At 47.8% G+C, this 22155-nt stretch carries 15 protein-coding genes; 1 reads left to right on the top strand and 14 read right to left on the bottom strand.

Annotated features, from left to right (window positions below; translation table 11 throughout):
- Positions 1–449 precede the first annotated feature (449 nt).
- Entirely contained in the window at positions 450–3440 is a 2991-nt protein-coding gene (locus tag ACJ8PN_RS03590; protein WP_351106568.1) for a beta strand repeat-containing protein, read from the top strand.
- Positions 3441–3658: 218 nt separating this feature from the next.
- Here the strand turns inward: ACJ8PN_RS03590 and ACJ8PN_RS03585 are convergent, their stop codons facing one another.
- The 14 genes from ACJ8PN_RS03585 to wzc form a co-directional block, all read right to left on the bottom strand.
- Entirely contained in the window at positions 3659–4984 is a 1326-nt protein-coding gene (locus tag ACJ8PN_RS03585) for a cellulase family glycosylhydrolase (protein WP_253718524.1), read from the bottom strand.
- A gap of 92 nt (positions 4985–5076) precedes the next feature.
- Positions 5077–6471 (bottom strand): undecaprenyl-phosphate glucose phosphotransferase, encoded by a 1395-nt coding sequence (wcaJ, locus tag ACJ8PN_RS03580; RefSeq protein WP_049299854.1) that lies wholly within the window; start codon positions 6469–6471, stop codon positions 5077–5079.
- Between the two features lie 128 nt (positions 6472–6599).
- Complete coding sequence (cpsG, locus tag ACJ8PN_RS03575; protein ID WP_089184398.1) at positions 6600–7973, bottom strand: phosphomannomutase CpsG; 1374 nt, start codon at positions 7971–7973, stop codon at positions 6600–6602.
- 63 nt (positions 7974–8036) lie between these two features.
- Positions 8037–9452 (bottom strand): mannose-1-phosphate guanylyltransferase/mannose-6-phosphate isomerase, encoded by a 1416-nt coding sequence (locus ACJ8PN_RS03570; protein WP_253718523.1) that lies wholly within the window; start codon positions 9450–9452, stop codon positions 8037–8039.
- Positions 9453–9522: 70 nt separating this feature from the next.
- Positions 9523–10587 carry a glycosyltransferase family 4 protein gene (locus ACJ8PN_RS03565; RefSeq protein ID WP_171453659.1) on the bottom strand — a complete coding sequence of 355 codons (1065 nt, stop codon included), beginning with the start codon at positions 10585–10587 and terminating at the stop codon, positions 9523–9525.
- Complete coding sequence (locus ACJ8PN_RS03560) at positions 10584–11645, bottom strand: glycosyltransferase family 4 protein (protein WP_442534618.1); 1062 nt, start codon at positions 11643–11645, stop codon at positions 10584–10586. Before ACJ8PN_RS03560 ends, ACJ8PN_RS03565 begins: the two co-directional genes overlap by 4 nt.
- 31 nt (positions 11646–11676) lie before the next feature.
- On the bottom strand, positions 11677–13011 hold the full coding sequence (locus ACJ8PN_RS03555; RefSeq protein ID WP_016928424.1) for an O-antigen ligase family protein: 1335 nt from the start codon (positions 13009–13011) through the stop codon (positions 11677–11679).
- A complete protein-coding gene (locus tag ACJ8PN_RS03550; RefSeq protein ID WP_437189120.1) occupies positions 13011–14150 on the bottom strand; it encodes a glycosyltransferase family 4 protein in 1140 nt (379 codons plus the stop codon). Before ACJ8PN_RS03550 ends, ACJ8PN_RS03555 begins: the two co-directional genes overlap by 1 nt.
- 28 nt (positions 14151–14178) lie before the next feature.
- On the bottom strand, positions 14179–15195 hold the full coding sequence (locus tag ACJ8PN_RS03545) for a hypothetical protein (protein WP_016928427.1): 1017 nt from the start codon (positions 15193–15195) through the stop codon (positions 14179–14181).
- Between the two features lie 47 nt (positions 15196–15242).
- Positions 15243–15749, bottom strand: a complete 507-nt coding sequence (locus tag ACJ8PN_RS03540) for an acyltransferase (protein WP_071525944.1) — start codon at positions 15747–15749, stop codon at positions 15243–15245.
- Positions 15743–16984, bottom strand: a complete 1242-nt coding sequence (locus ACJ8PN_RS03535; protein ID WP_437189122.1) for an oligosaccharide flippase family protein — start codon at positions 16982–16984, stop codon at positions 15743–15745. Before ACJ8PN_RS03535 ends, ACJ8PN_RS03540 begins: the two co-directional genes overlap by 7 nt.
- Entirely contained in the window at positions 16985–19225 is a 2241-nt protein-coding gene (locus tag ACJ8PN_RS03530) for an N-acetylneuraminate synthase family protein (protein ID WP_016928430.1), read from the bottom strand.
- A 3-nt stretch (positions 19226–19228) separates the two neighbouring features.
- Positions 19229–19918, bottom strand: a complete 690-nt coding sequence (locus ACJ8PN_RS03525) for an acylneuraminate cytidylyltransferase family protein (protein ID WP_016928431.1) — start codon at positions 19916–19918, stop codon at positions 19229–19231.
- Between the two features lie 87 nt (positions 19919–20005).
- On the bottom strand, positions 20006–22153 hold the full coding sequence (wzc, locus tag ACJ8PN_RS03520; protein WP_351106548.1) for a tyrosine-protein kinase Wzc: 2148 nt from the start codon (positions 22151–22153) through the stop codon (positions 20006–20008).
- Positions 22154–22155 lie beyond the last annotated feature (2 nt).

Here is a 22155-nt window from a genome sequence, read left to right as displayed (position 1 = left end):
CAAAGCAAAAAGTTAGCAAAGGCTAAACGAATATGGCATCACATCGCATTCGCCGTGCATCAATGAAGCCATTCCCGATTCCACGCCAGTCAAATCATTAGAAATCTAATAATCCCCAGAGTTAAAAATACAAAGGTGATTATCTTAGACATAAAAACATTAATTTCACACAGAAAACCTGCAGGATTAATTGAGATCACAATTGGTTATAGAAAAGAAAAAATCAAAAAAATAAAAAAAATCCTATAACCTTGACAAAAATCTCATCAGCTCCTTTGATTAAATCGTGAAAGCAACAATTGGCATTAGTATGTCATTTTTATATGCCGTTGTTTTTACAAGATTTAATACTAAAAAACCTGACCAAACCTCTTCCTGGCACGGCTATGGGGGGCCGGTCACATCTTTCTTATGTCCGTAGAAAATGGGTACATCCAAAGGGGTAACGTATGGCCACATTAGTAGCACAGCAAAAAGCGGCTGCTTTTTTCCTTGCAATCTCTGGAAAGAATATTGACACCGCGGCGTTAGATTACTACTCGCAGAAAATTGAAACTTCTGCACTTTCGCTGGAACAAGTTGCGCAAAAATTCATTGCAGGCACCGCAAGCCTGAACGGTCTGACGGCTTCTCAGATCGTAACCAAAATATACACCGCAGTGAACGGCAGCGCCCCTAGCAGCAGCGTGCTCGCCGATCTTTTAGCGGGCAACCCCACCACGGCGTCCGTCGTCGCCAAGGTGATTAACGACGTACTCAGCTACAGCGGTTTTGATTCAACGCTGCTGACAGCACAGAGCAATTTCGAAGCCCAAGTCGAAAAAACCCTGTTCCCAGTCGCAACCGCCGCATCGTCGGCCGGCGCAGCTGACGTCCAGGGTGTTTTCCATGTCGTGGGCTTAACGCAAACTCAGGACGGCATTACCTACTGGGGAACCGTATTGGCGCAGGGCGGCAAAACGCTGGCGGCAGTCGCACAAACCTTCGTGAACAACAGCCCGCTGAAAACGTTAAGCGATAGCGATTTCATCAATGCCATCTTCCAAAATAGCTATGAACGCGCACCGACCTCGGCCGAAAGCAGCAGCTATCTTGCCTTGCTGAGTGGCGGTTCGACTCGCGGCGATGTCGTCGCTCAAGTGATCGCAGCACTGAAGGGCACCGTTGCCGCCGGCGATACCACGGCCCAACAGCACTTCCAGGCGGCGACACACGTGTGGCAACCGGGTGAACTGCCGGCTCTGAACTATCAAGAACAAGTCGCAGCGGCCTTCCTGGCAATTCCTGGCCGTGGCGTCGATGCCAGCGGGCTGGACACCTGGAGCAAAGAACTGTTTGCCGGTAAAACTTATGCACAGGTCATCACTACCCTGATCAATTCAGCAGAGTCGCAAAAGAAAGGCGCTCAATTGACTGGCGATGATTTTGTTCAGCATATCTTTACCCTGGTGCATGGCACCGCCGCCACCGCTGCGCAATTAGCCAGCTATGGTGCGCTGGGGAGCAAAACGGCCATCACGCAGGCCATTATCAACGACCTGCGCAGCTCCGTCGCCACTGACAGTGCCACCGTCACTCAGCAGCATGGCTTCGAATACGACATCGGTACCAGCCTGCTGTACAAAACCGCTGCGTCTCTGACGGCAACGGCCGCCGGCGGCAACGCGACGGGCACCGTCAACACCGGCGCATCTCACCAAATTAGCAATGCCGAAACGGCAGTGTTGACGGATGTGCAACTGAACGCCAATGCCGCCAGCATCGTGAACCTGAAGTTCGCCGACCACCTGGCGAATCTGACCATCAACGGCACCAGTGCAGCAACGGTCAACCTGTCTGACAACGGGGTTAACCCTGGTGTCGATATTACCGTTAACAATGGCAACGTGATTCTGAACGCCAGTTCCGGGAATGATGATGTCATCGTGACGTCGACGGCCAATATCGCCACGGGCACCGGCGACTTTAACCTTGGCAACGGCAACGACTCGCTGAAATGGGCGGGGAATGCGGCAACCGGCGCAGCCAACACCGTCGGCGCCGGCATTTCCGCTAATGGCGGCGCGGGTACGGACTCCATCTCCGCCAACTTCATCACCAAAACCGTGGTGACCAACCAAAACGCCCTGGGCATTCGTACCAGCACCGTGACCAGCAACGCCAACAACTTCTCGAACTTCGAGCAGATCGACCTGACCGGCTATATCGGCAAGTCCGTCGGTACGCTGATTACGACGTCGCTCGGTGGTTCACAGACCACCACCAGCGTGACAACGCCAAACAATACCTTTGACTTTGGCCTGACCAACGGCACGTCCACGGTCGAAGGCACTACGGGCGGCACGGTTACGCAGAACGCAGCGGCCACCAATCTGGGCACTCAGGGGTTTGTGGTCTCCGGTCTGGCTAACGTCAACGTCATCAACGCCGCCGGCGGCAACGCCGCGCAGTTGGCAGTGAAAGGGGACGCGACCGCTGCCAGCACGCTGAACTTTACCTTCGTCCAGAATGCCACCAATCACTTCGACATCAACTTCGATGCGGTGAGTTCCGCCAATGTGAACGCCGGTGCCATCACCCTCAACAGCAGCAGCAGCCTGATTGGCGGTACTGCATTGAGTACGGTGAACGTAGCCTCGGGCGGTACCGGCAGCTTCGATAACATTCTGTCCTTGGCCGGCACCAATGCGCAGGTTCAGACCATCAACGTGACCGGTGATCACGCGCTGGATCTGACGGTGGGCAGCGGTTTCAGCAACGTGCGTGATATCAATGCGTCCACCAATACCGCGGGGCTGAATCTCGACTCCAGCCATGGCGGTACCGGTGACGGTATCATCATTCAGTTGCTGAACATTCTGCCGCTGAGCGTCGTAACCACTAACCTGTTGGCGCCGGTGCTGTCGGCGTTGGGCCTGAACGGCTACCAATTGACCGTAGAAGGTTCCAGTGCTGCCGATACCCTGGGCGTGATTGGCAACACCACGCTGACCGGTGGCGCAGGTGCCAACACCTATGACATCAAGGCGAGTAACACGCAGGCGGGTGTGACCATCAAGGACTTTAGCAGCCTCAAAGACAAGATTGTCGATGTTAACCATGGCGGCCTGACTATCTCCAATGATGCCAGCGGCACGGCGGTTGCGGACTACGGCACTCGTTCCGCAGACACATTGGATGCGCTGTTGGGGACTCTGGTGGGCGGTTTGACCAACGGCGTTATCGGCCTGCTGGGCGGCATTCTCGGTCTGGACAGCAGCAACTCGCTGACGTCGAAAGTGGGTGTGGCATCCGTAGTATTCAGCGGTGGCGGTAATACTGCCAGCTCTTATGTGATTATCGACAACAACGATAACCATGCGCTGGATCTCAACGATACCGTGGTATACCTGACCGGGCAGAACCACCAGCAATTGGTGGATACTCTGCACTACGCATAAGCGTAGCGCTATCACCGAGCGATCTGATTTTTATTCAGCGCCGCGAGGGGAAATGCAATACGTGTCCTGATGCCAGCCGGCTATGCCGGCTGGCTTTTTATTGGCGTCAATTTCGGCGAGTGATGAAGAAGCTCGTCGCTTAATCCTGGATAAAAAAAAACCGCAAGCTTATAAGCTTGCGGTTTTTTATTCACGGCGCGTACGGCGCTCTCAATAGCCTACCAAGGCGATGCTATAGGGGCACTGGAGCGCATCATTACCGGTACATCACCATCGGGTGCGGCCGTATTCCCCTGAACCTCTTTGAGCGGTGTGGCACTTTGGTTTTGCGGAGCTTCAGCAGACATAAAACTGCGCAGGCTTGAAGAAATGCCGCTTGCAGGTTGGCTCACCGGTTTTTCCTGCCAGAAAAGCATCGCATGCTGATTATTGCCTTTCAGGGCTATGGAGATTTTCCCGCCCGGCAGCACTTGATATTTTTCGACGGAATAGGATCGCGCAACATCTGCCACCTGACTTAAAGCCAGCATCGACGGCTTCGGTTGGCCGTTCCGCGTCAGCAACCCAAATCGATGTTCGTTGATTTTCGGGTTGTCGCCATCATCGAGCAAATCGTACCACCATACCCCCTTAATAAAGGGACGCGATTTGGCCAGGAAGGTATATTTCACCACATATTGCGCGGCCACATCTTTTGATAACCCGCCTTTACCATCATAGGTTGGCACGCCAATTTCCGTGATATAAATCGGCACCGTCTTACCTGCTGCCTTTGCAAGCCGGGCCTCAAATTTATCCACGACGCCGAGGTTCCCCTCAGGGGCCCGTATAGCGTAATTATCGTTGCCATACGAGTAAGGGTGGATAGAGAAGCCATCAACGTAATTCAACACGCCGAGTTTAACGATGTTATCAACCCAGGAAGGATCGCGAGTGCCTGTTGGGTTAGCCGTTCCCGTAATGACAATTGCGTTGGGATCGGCTTTTCTCACCGCAGCCGCCGTTGCTTTCACCAGCGCGACGAAAACTTCCGGCGGCGGAGCCGTCCGCGGCTTTGGCTTAATTGCAGTGGCATTCGTCCATTCGTTCCAGATCTCGTAATACTTGATCTTGCCCTTGTATTTAGACGCTGTCCAATACGCATAATTGGCGAAAGCCTGAATGGCCTCAGGGGTGGTTGGATAACCCGATGGATCGTAAAGCTTGTTACCGTACGCCAATACTAATAACCCATTCAGACCGAATTTCGCCTGAGCATCGTTAAACGCTTGGTCAGCCTTTTGCATATTGCCGGTTATGACATACTGCCCTTTTTGCTGTTCCAACCCGCTCCAGGGAAAATCCGCACGATACGACGTGAAACCGTATCGCTTGATCAGCTCCAAATATTTATCTGGATCGTTGGGATACCAGCGAAAATGCGCATGCACCCCGACTTCGAAAGCCAACGCATTCGCACTGATGAACATCAGCGGCAATGCGAGAGCCAGCGATGCGGCGGTGCCCTGGCGACGCATCCGTTTACGGTTTGATTTAGTCAACATCTGACCTCCAGTTTTAAAAGAAAAATGAATCGTCTCAATACCCCAGAGATCAGGAAATCCGCATTTCCCGGGTGCGGCGCTCGGAGAAAACCTCAGTACGCCGCTTTATTAATGAATCCTTTGAAAATGGTCAGGAAGACGATTTTAATGTCCAACCAAACGCTCCAGTTACGGATATAGTCCAAATCGAACTCAACGCGCTTTTGCATTTTTTCCAACGTATCCGTCTCGCCACGCCAACCATTGATTTGGGCCCATCCCGTAATGCCTGGCTTCATTTTATGGCGCAGCATATAGCCGTTGATCAACTTTCTATACTGCTCATTATGTGCCACGGCATGCGGCCTTGGACCTACGATCGACATGTCGCCTTTCAATACATTGACAAACTGCGGCAGTTCATCCAGCGAGGTGCGTCGCAAGAAGGCGCCGACCGGTGTTAAACGCGAGTCCCCTTTTTTCGCTTGAACGACTTTATCGCCATCTTCCATCACGGTCATCGAACGGAATTTCCATACCTCGATAGCCTTACCATCCATGCCATAACGCCTTTGTTTGAAGATGATCGGACCGGTAGAGGTAAACTTAACCATACCGGCGATCAGCAGCAGAACCGGAGATATAAACAGCAGAATAAATATTGACAGAATGATGTCTTCAATACGCTTAATCACCTGATTAATCCCGCTCATCGGGGTATCAAACAATGAAACGACAGGGACGCCATTAATTTCTTCAGAACGCGACTGTAATATATTGAACGTAAAGATATCAGGAATCAGCATCACTGAGCAGGTCGTATCAGAAAGATCCGCAATCGTATCTTTGATCAATTTTTCCTGCTCCATCGACATTGCGATATATACCCGATCAATACGCCCACATTTTGCATCGCTGACGAGTTGAGACAAGTCGCCACAGCGCTCAATCTTGCTGTTCAATGGAGAATTATCATTGTCGTAAATGCCCAACACTTTAAATCCCATCCAGTGAGCATCACGCAAAGACTCTGCCAGGCGAATGCCGACGGGCATCGCCCCCATGATGGCCACATTACGGGTATTGAAACCAATATTGCGCATGTATCCCAAGAGCAGCCGGATCACGCTGCGCGTAATGATCAAACCGCAGCACACCAACAGATACCATTGGATATAAATGGAATATTCGTTGTTGAACACATTAATCAACGCCACCGTGCCCGACGTCAACAGCAGGCTCAACGACCAGTTTTGCAAAATGAGCTGGATTTCCAGCCCCGCACGCACACCACGCCATGATCGATAAAAATCAGTAATACCACCAATCATTTGGAAGATGACGATCGAAATTAATACCATAATCCAGTGCTGCATGCTGAATGCGGCACCGGAGATTAAGCAGGATAAGTACAATCCGCTAAAGATAACGAAAATATCAGAGAAGCGCTGAAGCATTGAAGTAAGAGACGCATTAGTATGCAACACACCCCGACGGAAACCGTTCATAGATAACTGCCTATTAACTATCATAGTATAGATGCCTTTTGTTAGTTTTCTCTGGTACCTATATCACTTCGCAATGCTGGGCAGTATACCGCCCACCCAGCATTAGAATATAGCTTTAAAACCAGAGATCAGCTTCGAAGCAAGGCCAGTATTTCCTCTGTTTTCTTCTGCATCAGTGCAGGATTGGCTCGCGACTCGACGTTCAAACGCACCACCGGCTCAGTATTCGAGCTGCGTAAATTAAATCGCCAATCTGCAAATTCCAGACTAATGCCATCGGTCGTGTCAAATTCCAGCGCCGAAGGCCGATAGCGATTTAATACTCTTTCGATCGCGGCTTTTGGATTTTGCAGTTTGCTATTAATTTCACCCGATGCTGGATACGCGATCATACGATCCCCGACCAACTCCCCGAGCGTCTTGTTTTTAATGCACAGCAACTCAGCAACCAACAGCCATGGGATCATGCCGCTATCGCAATATGAAAAGTCGCGGAAGTAATGGTGGGCACTCATCTCGCCGCCGTATACGGCGTCTTCCAGGCGCATACGTTCTTTAATGAATGCATGGCCAGTTTTCGACATCACCGGCACTCCGCCCGCCTGCTTGACCACATCAATGGTGTTCCAGCTCAAGCGCGGGTCATGGATGATTTTCGCCCCGCCGTCTTTCTCCAGAAACGCCTCGGCCAGCAGGCCAACGATATAGTAACCTTCAATGAATCCACCGTTCTCATCGAACAAGAAGCAGCGATCGAAATCACCGTCAAACGCGATCCCCATATCCGCCTTATACTGGCGCACGGCTTGCGCCGTATCTTCCCGACATTCCGGCAGCAACGGGTTAGGGATCCCGTTGGGGAAATTGCCGTCAGGCTGGTGATGAACCTTGATAAACTCAACCGGCACCTGAAGCTGCTTGAAACGCGATTCGATAGCATCGATGACGTGACCGGCCGCGCCGTTACCGGAGTTGACCACCAGCTTCAACGGTTTGAAGTTAGCCGTATTCACATAGCCCAGCAGATGATCCACATACTCTTTTTCAATCGATATTTTTTCGTAGCTACCGCGCTTGGCCGGATCAACCGCAGCGAAGCTGTTATTTTCCGCCAGGCGCTGAATATCGCGCAAACCGGTATCACCGCTGATCGGCTTGGCTTGGCTGCGCACCAGCTTCATTCCATTGTAATTCATAGGATTATGGCTGGCCGTCACTTCGATGCCACCATCGAGACCTAAGTGGAAAGTGGCAAAATAGATTTCTTCAGTCCCACTGACGCCAATATCCAGAACATTAACCCCAGCATCGCGTAGCCCCTCAGCCAACGCGAGTTTTAGTTCCTCGCTGGTCAAACGAATGTCTCCCCCGACGACAACGCTTTGAGGTTGCAAAAACTCTCCATAGGCACGGCCGACACGATAGGCGATATCGCTGTTCAATTCTTCACCTAGTTGCCCGCGAATGTCGTATGCTTTGAAACAAGTCAATGATTGAGACATATTGAGATCCTTACCAAATGTAAATACAGCGATGCGGCTCAAATATCCGCCACACCAAAATTCTTAATTATGCTGAGCGGAGTCGCCGATTCGCACGATATCGTCCTCGCCCAAATAGGCACCCGATTGAATCTCAATCAAATCCAACGGGATTTTTCCCGGGTTTTCGAGAGAATGTTCAACCCCAAGAGGGATATAAATGGATTCGTTTTCACTGATGAGTTGCATTTTTCCATTGGTATGCACTTTGGCGGTGCCTGACACCACTACCCAGTGTTCCGAGCGATGATGATGCATCTGCAAGGACAATTTCTCACCAGGCTTCACGGTAATGCGGCGAACCTGGAAGCGATCGCCTTGCGCAATCGCATCATGTTTGCCCCATGGACGATAAACCTCACGGTGCTGTTTGCTTTCGGAGCGCTTTTGCCGTTTCAGCTGATTGACGATTTCCTTCACATCTTGCACTTTATCTTTATCGGCAATCAACACGGCGTCTTTGGTTTCAACCACAACCAGATTGTTCACCCCAACAGCGGCCACCAATTTATGCTCCGCGCGAATGTAGTTATTTGAACAGTTATGCTCAAGAACATCACCGAAAGTAGAGTTCCCTTTTGTGTCTTTTTCGCTGATTTCCCACAACGCAGACCATGATCCGACGTCATTCCACCCCGCGTCCAGAGGCACGACGACAGCATCTGCAGTCTGTTCCATCACGGCATAATCGACAGACTCATCCGGGCAGGCGATGAAAGCGTTTCGATCAACGCGGATAAAGTCCATATCGGGGGTCAGATGCGCGAGCGACAGCTTACACGCGTCCAAAATATCTGGGCGGAAGCGACCCAATTCTTCCAGATAACGGCTGGCTTTGAACAAGAACATACCGCTATTCCAGAGATATTCACCGCTGGCCAGATACTGCTGCGCAGTATCAAGATCAGGTTTTTCAACGAACCGCGAAACGCCGCAAATACTGGAACCGTCGATGCTGGTACCTTTTTGAATATACCCATAGCCTGTTTCCGGGCCCGTCGGTACTATGCCGAAAGTAGCCAGTTTACCCGCTTCAGCATAAGGAATAGCCTGATTCACCGCGTCGCGGAAAATCTCTTCGTCCTGAATGACGTGATCCGCGGCCAATACCAACATCAGCGGATCGTCACCGCTGGAAACGGCCTGCAAAGCGGCGAGCGCAATCGCCGGCGCGGTATTACGCCCTACCGGCTCCAGAATAATATTATGTGACAAACGCGTTATTTGTCGTAGCTGTTCAGCCACGATAAAACGATGCTCTTCGTTACATATAACAAGAGGATCAATAATGTCTAACCCTTTAAGCCGCATGACCGTTGTTTGCAACATGGAAAACTCGTTGCACAGTGCTAAAAACTGTTTGGGAAATAACTCACGAGAAAGCGGCCACAGGCGACTTCCTGTTCCCCCAGCCATAATAACAGGATAAAGGTTACTCATTTTTACTCTCACCGATTAAATATAATAGGAAAAAAAGTTATTTTCATTCCAAAAAACGTGGATGTATCGATTATCTGTAAAGACGGTAGGTATTGGATACCATTTTCTCTGAGGTGAAATTAGCATTGTAGAAATCGACACAGTCTGCTTTCATTGCACCCCAATCGCGCTTGTCGCGAGTACTCAGTATTTCAGCGGCCTCATCAGCTGCATTGGTCGTAAACAGATAGCCCGTAACACCTTCATTCACCACCTCCGGCAATGAACTGCAGCGGCTGGCGACCACAGGCACCCCATAGCTCTCTGCCTCAACGGCGACAAGGCCGAACGATTCCCAGCGGCTTGGCATCAACAACACATCCGCATAAGTGAAATAAGGAGCCATCGCTGAAGGCGTCAACCAGCCTTTAAAGTCCATTCGGACATGAGGCGCGGGTTGTTCTTTCGCATGCACATTGCCGCCGACGATCGTGATTAAAAATCTGTCATCCAGTTTATCGGCAATCTGCTGAACCAAATCAAATCCTTTTTGGTAATCAAAGCGGCCAACAAACAATATATTGATTTTATCTTGATGATAAGGGTTAATCTCATCGGGCAACGCGACAGGAGGCTCTACGCCGTTATAAACCACGGTCAAATTGCCCGGATTCATTCCGGTCATCAGTGCCGTTCTTTTCTCATATTCGCTGGTACAGATGATCACATCGGTATTATTTTGCAGTACTTTCTCTATCTTGGCATAGACCTTTTTTTTCTTTTCCGATGTGTCCATCAGGAAAGAAAAAGCATGTGGGCAATAAATAATTTTGGGTTTGCACGTCATTCTTACCAATGGCGTTAACAACCGACAAACAACCCCTGCAAAAGTACTGTGGACGTGAATGACATCCGGTTTTTCTTTACGCACTAACTGGATATAGTTAATAGCCAAAGAGATAAATGAAGGGATATTTCTCCCGGTGCGCGAAAACACCTTCATTTTTTCTTCAGGGAAAGCCCCGATCTCGCGGTATTGGCTATCGGGCAACACACAGTAAAAATCAAATTCATCATTTTGCTGTACAAGTTGTCTAATTACCGTAGCGACGCCACCTTTCACTGTTTCGGCAACATGCAGCACTTTTTTTTTCATTGCATAGCTCTCGTCATTATCTCGTTCAACGCTGCAGCCGAACGCATCCAATCGAAACGTTTGACATTCTCAAAACCCTCAGCGATTAAAGTTTGGCGCAACGCTTCATCCTGTATAATTCGCTCCAGTGCCTGTTGCATTTCCGGGATATTCTCCGGCTCAAAGTACAATGCACTATGCAACAACACCTCGGGCAAAGAAGCGCGATTGGACGATACTACCGCGCAGCCACAGGCCTGTGCTTCTAACGGAGGAATGCCAAACCCTTCATATAAAGAAGGAAACACAAAGGCACGAGCATGAGAATAGAGTTCGACAAGCTGTTGATCGCTCACTCGCCCCAAAAACTGTATGTTATCGTTCGCCGTAGCTTCTTTTGTCGAAAACCCCACATCCGCGAAGTTCTTATTGGCGGCTCCAATGATTTTCAGTGTTACATCCTGGCTGTTTGCCATTTTAGAGAAAGCGGCAATCAGACCATGAAAGTTTTTGTGATAATTTGGAGACGAAACAGCCAATAAATAGGGGCGCTCTGTATCGGATACTGGCGCAGCGGGTTTAAACTGCTCAGAGACCGCATTATAGATTACGTAAATATTGTTTAATGGGTAGTCAAACGCCTGGCTAATTTCTTTTTTAGAAAACTCACTAACCGTGATCAACGCCTTACTGTGACGTAGCATCAGAGGGACTAGATTATTATAAACAAAACGAAATTTTGCAGAGTAACTTTGCGGATAGCGTTTATATATAATGTCGTGATGAGTAACAACTTTATTACGATAAAAGATCGGTGCCGTATTACAAAGGTTAATGAGAAGCGGACTTTTCTGTTTCCTTAAAAAAGCAGGAAGCTCCAACTGCTCCCAAAAGTGGCCACTTTTCTTACCCACTACCTGAACATTCAATTGCGACGCGATATCGTGATGAATAATATTAGGTGGCGATAAGAAAATGACATCATGCCTAATTTTACTCAGCGCAAGACATATTTCCTGAGCAAACCGTTGAACACCTGTCAAATCCTGCGTTAAAAATCGCGCATTGACATAGATCATTAATTACCTCGTAACTTTAAATAATATCGCGTCAATGTAGCGATTGAATATAGCCTACATTCTTCTTTGACCGACTCACGGCCCCCGTCTCGGGCGTTCTAATCGACAATAACAAGATTGAGATAATGATTGGGAATATGTAGCCTGGATAGTTTGTCAACGGATTATTATAAACAAAGTTCATCGATAGCGAGATCATCCAGTATAGGTAAATACTGGGGTTAAGGCCAAGACGAGTACGTTGATAAAGAATGCCAAGAATAACCGACGCAACGATAACAAGAATAATAATTCCGACATTCCCGTAATTCGACAACATGTAGATATACATACTGTCAAGCGGGATTGAGTTCGTATTGTCATCACCAATCACTGCGTTGCCATTCACAGCATACCCAGCACCGATAAATGGCGAATATTCACTGTCAGCTCGCACGGCCTCTATATTGACTGTACGAAGTAAAATGCTGTTCTCCGCGTAAGCATTCTCCTTCGGAAATATCATCTCATAAATACTGTAATTGGTTGTCGTAATATAAAAGAACAGTGACAAGACCATCGTTACCATGGTAACTGAGTTCAGGCTAAAACGTTGAGAGAAAAAGCGTCTCAACATCAGGAACATGATATAAAGCAGCGCCATAATGATCGCCGTTTTCGATGTTGAAAATGCGATCCCTACCATAGTGAGAAGAATATACTTTTTGCGATGTTTCACGCTTACATAAGGAGATAACACCAGTGCAAAGAACAGATATTCACTGAGGCTGAATGGCCCGGTGAGCAAACCAAAAGCACGTAATTGACCTTGGATAGTGCGCAGCAGAAGACCATATTCTTTACCAAACTGTGTCAACTGTGGGCCTGGGTCAAAACCGATTAGCGCATAAAGCAGGCCTGCCAAGCTGGATTCGGCGACTGCAAAAAGCGCATTCAATACGGCAAAGAAAATATAGTACTTGATGATTTTATTAACAATTTCGACACGTTCATTATATTCGAAAAGAAGTAAAACGGCCGCGAAGAAAAAAGAACCGAATGTAAGCAATTCTAAGCGAAACTGAACTATAGAACGGAAGAAATCAAATCTTCCGGCAATCATACTAAAAAGAATATAAACTAACGAGAAGACTACCATTGACAAGAAAAAGACCAATACGCTTCTACACTGTTTTGACACGGTAGGATTACGCGCAAAAAGTAGTATTAGTACGAAAACTGGAACTGCCATGGCAAAAAAGTCTTTATATAACAAAAGTGCCCTGGTCGACATATACGCAGCGACGGTCACGACGCCATTCAATGAGAGCAATGCCATGTACGTCAGCAAAAGAAAAACAACCAGCGACTTTGTCGATACTCTCATTATGACCCTCTATACACACTCTCATAGGCATCGGTTATTTTTTCCAGTTCAAAAAATGAACGACGCGATTTATTGTTATTTTCTCTAACGACGCTTACCACACCAGCGACAGAAAAATCTTTTAGCTCGAAAATGTTGTCGTAAAAAGCAGCGATTTCAGCCACTCCACCATTGAAAGACGTATACACAACCTTACCAGAGATGGCTGATTCCGCAACTGTCCGCCCAAAGGGTTCATTCCACCGCGTCGGTAGAACAACGGCGTCAATCTGCGTCATAAACTCTTCAATCTTGATAAAGCCAAGCAAATGAATGCCTGCTTCCAACGCCAACCCCTTCAACTTCTCGCCAGAAGCGTCACCGTTGAATCTGCCGGCGGCGTAGAATGCAACCTGAGGATCGCAGCTGGCCTGTTTTGCCAGAGCACAAAACTCATCAAACCCTTTGTCTTCGGTGAGACGACCGACAAAACCGATCCGGACCTTTTCGCTGACGGTCGGTACGTAGTCTATCGCCGCGACAGGATTGTAGATATGCGTATGCACCGCGTTGCGAGCAAATCCATTTCTCTGATGCAAGTCGGAAATATATTTACTTATACCAACAAAAGCATCCACGCGCTGACTGGCTTTTTTCTTTAGATAAGAGGTGATGCGCACTGCAGGCGACTGTACATCCATATTTTGGCCATGTTTAAACAACGTGCCATTGGGGTGGAATAGATAATAATCGCGAGTCGTATGCACCACGCGCGCCCCCAGCTTCTTGGCCACTCGCCACGCAGCAACGGAAAACCCGCTGAGGTTGTTGGTATGCACCACATCCGGAGAAAATTTGCGTAGCTCATTGCGCATGGCTCGGGCCATAAATGGATTATAAGAGTCGAGTAGGTGCCACACCGCTTTTTTTAATTTGCTTGCAGCTGATGCCTTGAACGGCCAGTACACATTCTTGAGAGGTAAATAGGCAACATGCACGCCATTAAGTGTGTCATACTTTACCTCATCAAGTTCATGAAGACAAAATACACCAACCTCATGCCCGGCCCGTTGCAAACTTTCAGCCAATAGTTGGACTGATACCTCAGCACCACCTATTTTATAAGGAGCATAAAGCGTGTTAATTAAAGCAATCTTCATTCCCATCACCAAAATATAATTTATAAGATTAAAGTTTATTTTTAATCAGCGTAATGTCCGCGTTTTCATAACTCTCATAGTTTTTATAAATTGCGCCGACGAATCCGACCCACTCTGGCGACAAAACTTTCTCATCGAGAACATAAGCGGTTATTTTTATTTTTTCATCGTATATCTTCACAAGATTATCATACAACGATGAATAAAAACCGGCTATAGACCTGACGTTCTCCCCAGCCACAATCGGATAAACCTCAAAGGGAAAGTCCAAGCGACGAACCTCTACATGCTTTCTGATTTCCTCTATTTTCTCTTCACGTTCGCGGCGATGAGGAATATAGACCAGTTCGGCATCAGTCTGGTTTGACTTTAAATCGCTTATCATTTTAAGCGTCAAATCAATATCATCAACAGACGTTACTCCCGCCTCAAAAAGCGGCGTGCCTATAATGAAGACTCTGTTCTTGCCATCAGGAAGGCTGGCCAGTTTAGCCTTAAAGTTTTGGTAACTGTGTTTAATGACCACATCGCGTTTTGAAACATTGCCTTCAATGTCATACACAGAGAAAAAGGTTATTTTTTCGCGCTCATTATTGGTCATGCCAAGTGACTTAAGGAAAACCGACTTTACGATGCTCCGAGTAGTGACATTATTGTAACGTTTAATTCTGAGCGTTGCCGTACCGTCATCCAGTAGAACTACATCCCTTTTTGGGTACTTATGCGCCAAAATCCAAAAAACTCTGGCGCGGTACTCACCGGCGATCAAAGTGACAGTTTCCTTCGCACTCACTACTGAAGTCGCGCTCTTCAATTGCCGCTTAATATCAAAAGCATTGCCCAAATTCCCCTCAGCATCAATGGTTTTCAAGGAGCGATGCTTAATCATCTTCAGCAGATACACGATCTGACCATGATTCAACGCGGAATTGGCCGAGCGCTTATTGACAATCAGCAGATCGAGCATGATGTCATTCGCATCAAGATATTCAATGAGATTAAAAGCCTGAAGCGGTGACTCGATATACGCAATGTACTTACTCATATTTCTAATATCCGATTAAGCTACGGGCATGAATGTTTAGTTGCCGTTCAATGGAATTTGCCTTCAGCTTTAAGCTGCAGATAATGAGCAACATCACGTTGCGAAAAGGGTTTTGCAGGATGGCCACCGGCTATAGCGTAAGGCTCTATATTTTTAACCACCACGCTGCCGGCTTGGATAATCGCCCCCTCACCAATGCTGACGCCAGGAAGAACAATGACATTGATTCCTAACCACACATTATCTCCTATGTGCGTGTCCTTCAGCACATAAGTATTATCGTAGGGAATAGCGTTTCCATGATGATTATGATTTTCTGTAATTAGCACACAGCCAAAACCACAATGAAAATTATCACCAATAACAACCCTGCCCTTGCCGACCACCGTCAAGCCATTAGAGTTGAAGTTGTTGCCAAGCCGGGTTTTGTTATTAACCACAGTTAAAAAATTGACTTTCGGATCGCGGCCGCAGCTTTCAGCCACTCTGATAACTTTTGAGCGATAACGCTGCTTACGTAAGTTTCGCAACCATCGTTTAAGACTTGCTAGCATCTTTTCCTCTCAATGCTGATCTGTCGCTTGCCACAATAAAAAGTCACTGCACATGCATAAAAACTGGAAATTGCATAAACCAGGCAGAAATACTCAACTTTTATTTCCGTCATGGTGATGACAAAGATACCAATCAAATGCGTAATCATTGAGCCCATAGTAATAATCGATATTAATTTATTTTTACGATAGTAAAACAGTGAGTGCGTAAAAATATAATAAATCGATAAAAATGCAGTCCCAGGCAAAAGTATGTTGAAGTAATAAATTGCGCTGTTGAATTCAGCATTAAATAAATATGGAAAAGCAAACGGCAGAATAAAGAAATAAATAACACATGAGACAATAACCAGAGCCGCGTATCCATATTGAATAAGCTCCACGCCTCGAAAATCGTTCGCTTTAAGTTTGCGGTAAATAAATGGCTGGAACGCCTGATTGATTACACCAAAAAAAAGCATAACGATGGAGGTTAGCTGGAATGCCAAGCCATAAACCCCCACAACAGCAGTGCTCATGTAATGAGCGATAAAGAAACGATCTACCGATGACTTAATCCAATAACTACCGTGATGCGGTAATAAGGATACTCCATAGCTAATGATTTCCTTATAACGTTTACGCGAAGGCTCGAGCTCGCTGCGTTTAACCGCTCTCTTCCGGTAGACAAAGAACTCATAGGCTAACTGAATGCTGAAAAATGATGCCGCGATCGCTATCAAACGTTGTCCTGGCGTCGCCGCTATCATTTCAAAAAGGGCGATCGTGAACAAAACATTGAATGCGGAAAGCAAAAATTGACCGATAGCCGCAACTTTATAGGTCTGACTAATGCGCAAATGCGATAAATTGATAAAATTCAGCGCTTGTGCCAGAGAAGCTAAAACAACCAGAAAACCATCACTGAAAGAAACTGAGATCTTGGTGACCAGTGTGACTATGTAGAATATAGCCACCAATAGCACGCTCGACGCGACAGCCAAGGTGATGTTATCTCTGCGGAACACCAGGGAGCTCCCTTCCCCCTCCTGCATATATTTGACCGGCAACAAACCTTGACCACTGAACGAAATGAAAATGATCAAGATCTGAATAACGGACAAATACAGAGTCAGCGCGCCGTACCCCGACGCGCCAAGGTGTGCTGTCAAATAAGGCAATATGATGAAGCCAATGACTTTGCCGAGAATATCCCCTATCGACAAAGCCGCAGCCCCCATAATGGCTTTACTCATTTACAGATACTTTTCCAGGAAGTTAAGCGCATGCCAGAACCCTTCCCCTTGGTTTTTGTGCCCCTGCCACACTTCCGGAATAAATTGCGCGCCCGGCGCATAGCGGCGCAGATCATCTGCCAGCTCGTCAAAGTTCACATCACCTTTACCGATCTGAACCCCTTCACCATCCACACCCAGTGCATCAACAATATGCATGTGCGCGGTATAAGGGCCGACTTTCTGGGTGAAGTCATGAAGGTCCCATTGGTAATAATTGCAAGCCATCATGGAGTGCGACGTATCATAGCAAATACGATAGCCGTATTTTTCACAGAACGCTTTAATCTCGTCCGGATCGACAAAGAGGTTGTGGTAGCTCTGGCCACCAAAGTGCCATGGGAATGGAGGCATCGTTTGGATGATAATTTCAACGCCTTCTTGATTGATCTCCCCCAAAGCGGCACCAATGCGTTCGTACATCGCCTGACGCGACTCTTTCGGCAAGAAACCGGTGGTATTGAAACCACCCGCATTCACCACGATGACCGGACGCTCAGTTTTCGGGAAATACTGCTTTAATGCGCGAGTCACATCGCAGACACGCTGCAACTGTTTGATCGAATGGGCAAGATAAGCAGGATCATCCGTTGCCAGGTCCAAAATATGATCGTTGGCGAACAACTCTGGGCTATGTACCGCAAAACCGATATCTTCAGCGCCGGAGAAGAATTCGGTCAAATCCAGCTCCATGTCCTGATAGCTCAGGTGGAATTCGACGAAATCCAGGTTGGATTTATTCTTCAGCTTGCCGTAATCGTGATAGCGCACAGGAATGCCGAACGGACGATTGAAGTCATAGTCCTTAGCCTCTATCGCTACATCATTCAGATCTGACTCGTAGAAGTAACCGCCTTTTTCGTGGTCACGATTGGCTTTCTTGCCGACCAATTGCTCCAGATACAGAGGCTGCAGACCCTGGCCCGGGCTCTTCACCTCTACCATCTCGCGGGTAATGATTTCACCTTTTTTCAGATCGCGATTGATAATCAAACTCTTCGCCAGAGTTTCGCGATTGATCATTTCCCCTTGGGTGATAGTACGCTCGCCGGCATTGCCCATGGACTCTTCAACTTCGCGGATGCGCACAACCATCTCTTTGAACTCAGGTGGTAAAAGAGACACTTTATGGTCATTGCCTTCCATAGATTTGTCGATGGTGAAGTGTTTCTCGATCACGCGTGCGCCCAAGGCAGTAACGGCGATCGGCACGGAAATACCGCGCTCATGGCCGGAATAGCCCACCAGGCAACCCGTTACCTGCTGCAGACGCTTGATATAGGCCAGATTGACGTCTTTAAACGGCGTCGGATACGTTGAGTTGCAATGCAGAATCACAAACTCGGCGCCTTTGGATTTCAAAAAATCAACCGAGCTTTTGATTTCCGCTTCGCTGCACATGCCGGTAGAACAAATCAGCGGTTTGCCTGTAGCAGCCAGCGCGGCCAACATTTCGTGGTTGGTGAAGTCGGCGGAGGCGACCTTATAACCTTCCATACCGTAGTTTTCCAGTATTTCAAGGCTCTTCAGATCCCAAGGGGTACATAGCGGGGTCAACCCCTTCTCCTTGCAGTAATCGAACACTTCGATCAGTTCTTCATTGCTCAACTGGAATTTTCTTAGCAAATCCAGCGTGTACTGCGCGCCAAGATCGGCTGATTTGTCTTTATCGTTGCCGCCCTTATATAGCGAGCTCAGGTCACGCATTTGGAATTTAACGCAATCGGCCCCCGCGTCAACCGCCAGGTCAACCAGATGCTTAGCCAACTTGATGTCGCCATTATGGTTGTTGCCAATTTCAGCAATAATGTAAGTCGGCGAAGTTTCAGTGATGGTGTGCTTGCCGATCGTCAGGCCTTTTTCGCTTTGCAGCGCCACAGCGACCAGACGCCGATAGTCATCAACCAGCGGCAATACGTCAACGCCATTCGTAAACAGTGAGTCAATCTCGTTACGTGGCGCGTCCACTTTTTTATAGCGAACGTTCTGGTTCATCACTTCTGACATTTCGCGACTCAGATCGAAATCACCATTAGTGATCCAGCGGCGGAAATCACCGTCAGAAAAAGAGCCGCACAGCTTGCCGTCTTCAGTGACAACAAAAATGATTCGCTTTTTGTTCGAGTTGATTTTTTCTAATGCTTTAATGATTGATTCTGTTTCAAACACTAAAAAATCAGATATCTTTTTCTGGATTAACATGAATTATCTCCCACTCCAATTTTTCAAAATTACTTCAACAACCGCCCAGTCCAGCAGGGTGTCAATTTCAAAGCTTTCCTCTTCAGACATCTTATGCGCAATGACTTTACCGCCAAGACGATTACCGGTGCTGAGGAGAATGTCACTTCTCGTAACGTAAATAGAACCGTTTTCTTTGAGTTTGATATTTTCAGGCTTAATATCTTGCCGACGCGGACGGTTTAAATAATCGTAATAAGCTTTCGGATTGTCTTCGTTTTCCCACAGGAAATGCCAAAACTCACATACACTCAGTAATGAATCGGCTTTTTTTTCGATAATCTTTTTGATTGCAGAATCAATCGCATCATCTTTACGTACAGGAGAGGTTGCCTGCAGCAAGACGGTATAGTCTGGATGATAATTCTCGTGTTCAGCCAACCATTCCAGGGTATGCAAAAGTGCAGGTTCCGTCGCGGCGGTATCGTTCGCGAGATGAGCTGGGCGCATGAACGGCACTTCTGCGCCATATTCCCTAGCTACAGCAGCAATATCCTCACAATCTGTTGAAACAATAACGCGCTCAATACTCGAAGAATTTAGTGCCTGCTCTATACTCCAGGCAATTAATGGTTTACCTGCAATTTCTTTAATATTTTTCTTGGGAATACCCTTAGACCCACCCCTTGCCGGAATAATTGCAAGATTACTCATTTATTCTCTCCGAAATTGGATTTTACTAATTACTTTGAATGAATCAGAAAGCTCCTCATTACGAGGAGCTTTTACTTAGAAGGGGATTTATTTATACTCGTAAGCGTAGTAGCCGTAGGCGCTACCCGATTTATTTTCTACGGCGTTAAGGATAATACCTTTAATTTCCATGCCGTTTTGCTCGAAGCGACGAATACTCACTTCGATCTCTTTCAGCGAGTTCACGCCATAACGCGCGACCAACAAGGTAGTGCCTACATTGCGTGCGACAATCGCGGCATCCGTCACCGCCAGGATCGGCGGGGTATCGACCAGAACGATGTCATACTCTTTGCCCGCCCATTCCAGGAATTCCGTCAGGCGGTTGTGCATCAACAGCTCTGACGGGTTCGGTGGGATCTTGCCACGCGAGATAAAGCTAAGATTCTCAATCGAGGTCTTTTTGACCGCTTGCTGCGCTGTCGCTTGTCCTGACAATACATCGGACAGCCCTACGCCCAATTCACAGTTTAACAATGAGTGGGCGTAGCCTTTACGCATATCGGCGTCCACGACCAGAATACGTTGCCCCGCCTGAGCGATAACGGCTGCCAAGTTGATACTGACAAACGTTTTACCGATGCTTGGGCTGGCGCCCGAAATCATTAGAACGTTATTTTTGGCCTCCAAGGAGGCAAAATGCAGGCTGGTACGCAGGCTTCTGACGGCTTCGATCGCCAGATCGGCCGGATTGCCCACGGCAAGCAGGGTGTAACTCCTGTTGCTATTGCGCTTGCCGGACAGCATGGTTTCGCGGTCACTTTTTTGCTGCCATTCAGACAGCGGAATACTGGCGTAAACGTTGATCCCTTGCTGTTCCAGCTGTTCCGGGCTTTCGATGCCGCGATGCAGCATGGTTTTAAGCAACACAAAACCCGTCGAGAACAAGCCACCAAGCAACGTGACTATCAGTACGATAATGGTTTTTTGCGGTTTAACCGGACGAGGCTGCGTAACGGCAGGATCCACGATTCGCACGTTACCAACCGTGCTCGCTTTAGTAATCCCCAGCTCTTGCTGTTTATTCAGCAACTGCATGTAAATCTCTTGCCCGGCCTGCACATCACGGGTCAAGCGCAAAATTTCCTGCTGGGTTTTCGGCATGACGCTGACACGCTTGTTCAGCTTGTCTTTTTCTTGCTGTAGCGTAGCGCGTTTTTCCATCAGTGCACGATAAGCGGGGTGTTCTTTGGTATAAAGTTTGGAGATTTCCGCTTCTTTAAACGTTAGCTCATTCAGTTGAGCCTCAACCCCCACGATCGTATCAAGAACAGACTTAGCTTCAAGTGACAGATCGACAGAATCATTCGCCTGACGGAAACGGTTGAGCTTATCTTCGGCGCTATCCAGCGAGCTGCGAACTTCCGGCAGTTGTTCTTTCAAGAAATCCAGGCTTTTAGCGGCCTCTTCCGATTTACGCTCGACGTTCTGCAACAGATAATTTTTGCTGATACTGTCAAGAATGTTTCGCACTAATATCGGATCGTCACCGGTCAAGCTCAACGCCAAAACGCCGGTATCTTTGCCTTTGTCTTCAACGGTCAATGCATCCAACAGATTATTGGTCGCAACCAGTCGCGCCAACTTGGCGACTTCAAATACGGTGCCTGGCTCCGCTGAAATATCGCTTACCAGCAAGGAAACCCCATGGCCGCTTTCCAGCGCACCGACTTTCCCTTTGATAATCTCGGTGCCGTTATTGCTCAACACATAGTTCTTTGCGTCGATCACCGTCAATTCCAGCTCAAGATCGTCTGCGTTGGCTGGCACATTGAGGCGGGACAACGCAATTTTGGCAGGTTCGGCTCCCGTCAAGCGGGCCCAGCCGCGACCAAATACCGGGAAGTATTTTTGCTGCACCACCGTTTCAAGGTTCAGATCATCGACAGTCTTGCCCGTCACCATGCGTGACTTTATCAGCTCGATCTCCGTGGAAGAGCCCGGTTGACTGTTCGGCAGCATTTGGGATAGGTCGTTGACCAACGAGTTACCGACATTTTGTTCAACCTGAACCATCGCGTCAGCTTGATATATCGGAGTCGCGAACAGTGAATAAATGATCCCGGCAACAGAGAATAACGCAGTAATCCCGATGATGAGCCAGCGGTGATCAATTAAAGTTCCCAACAAGCGACTTAGATCAATCTCATCATGATTATTGGCTGTTGATAAGCCTGGTTTCGTATTATCAGTCATTG

Source organism: Serratia sp. CY76391 (genome assembly GCF_052166695.1).
Lineage (GTDB): Bacteria > Pseudomonadota > Gammaproteobacteria > Enterobacterales > Enterobacteriaceae > Serratia > Serratia nematodiphila.
The sequence above is the reverse complement of the archived record's forward strand: the minus strand, read 5'-3'. Positions and strand labels throughout refer to the sequence as shown.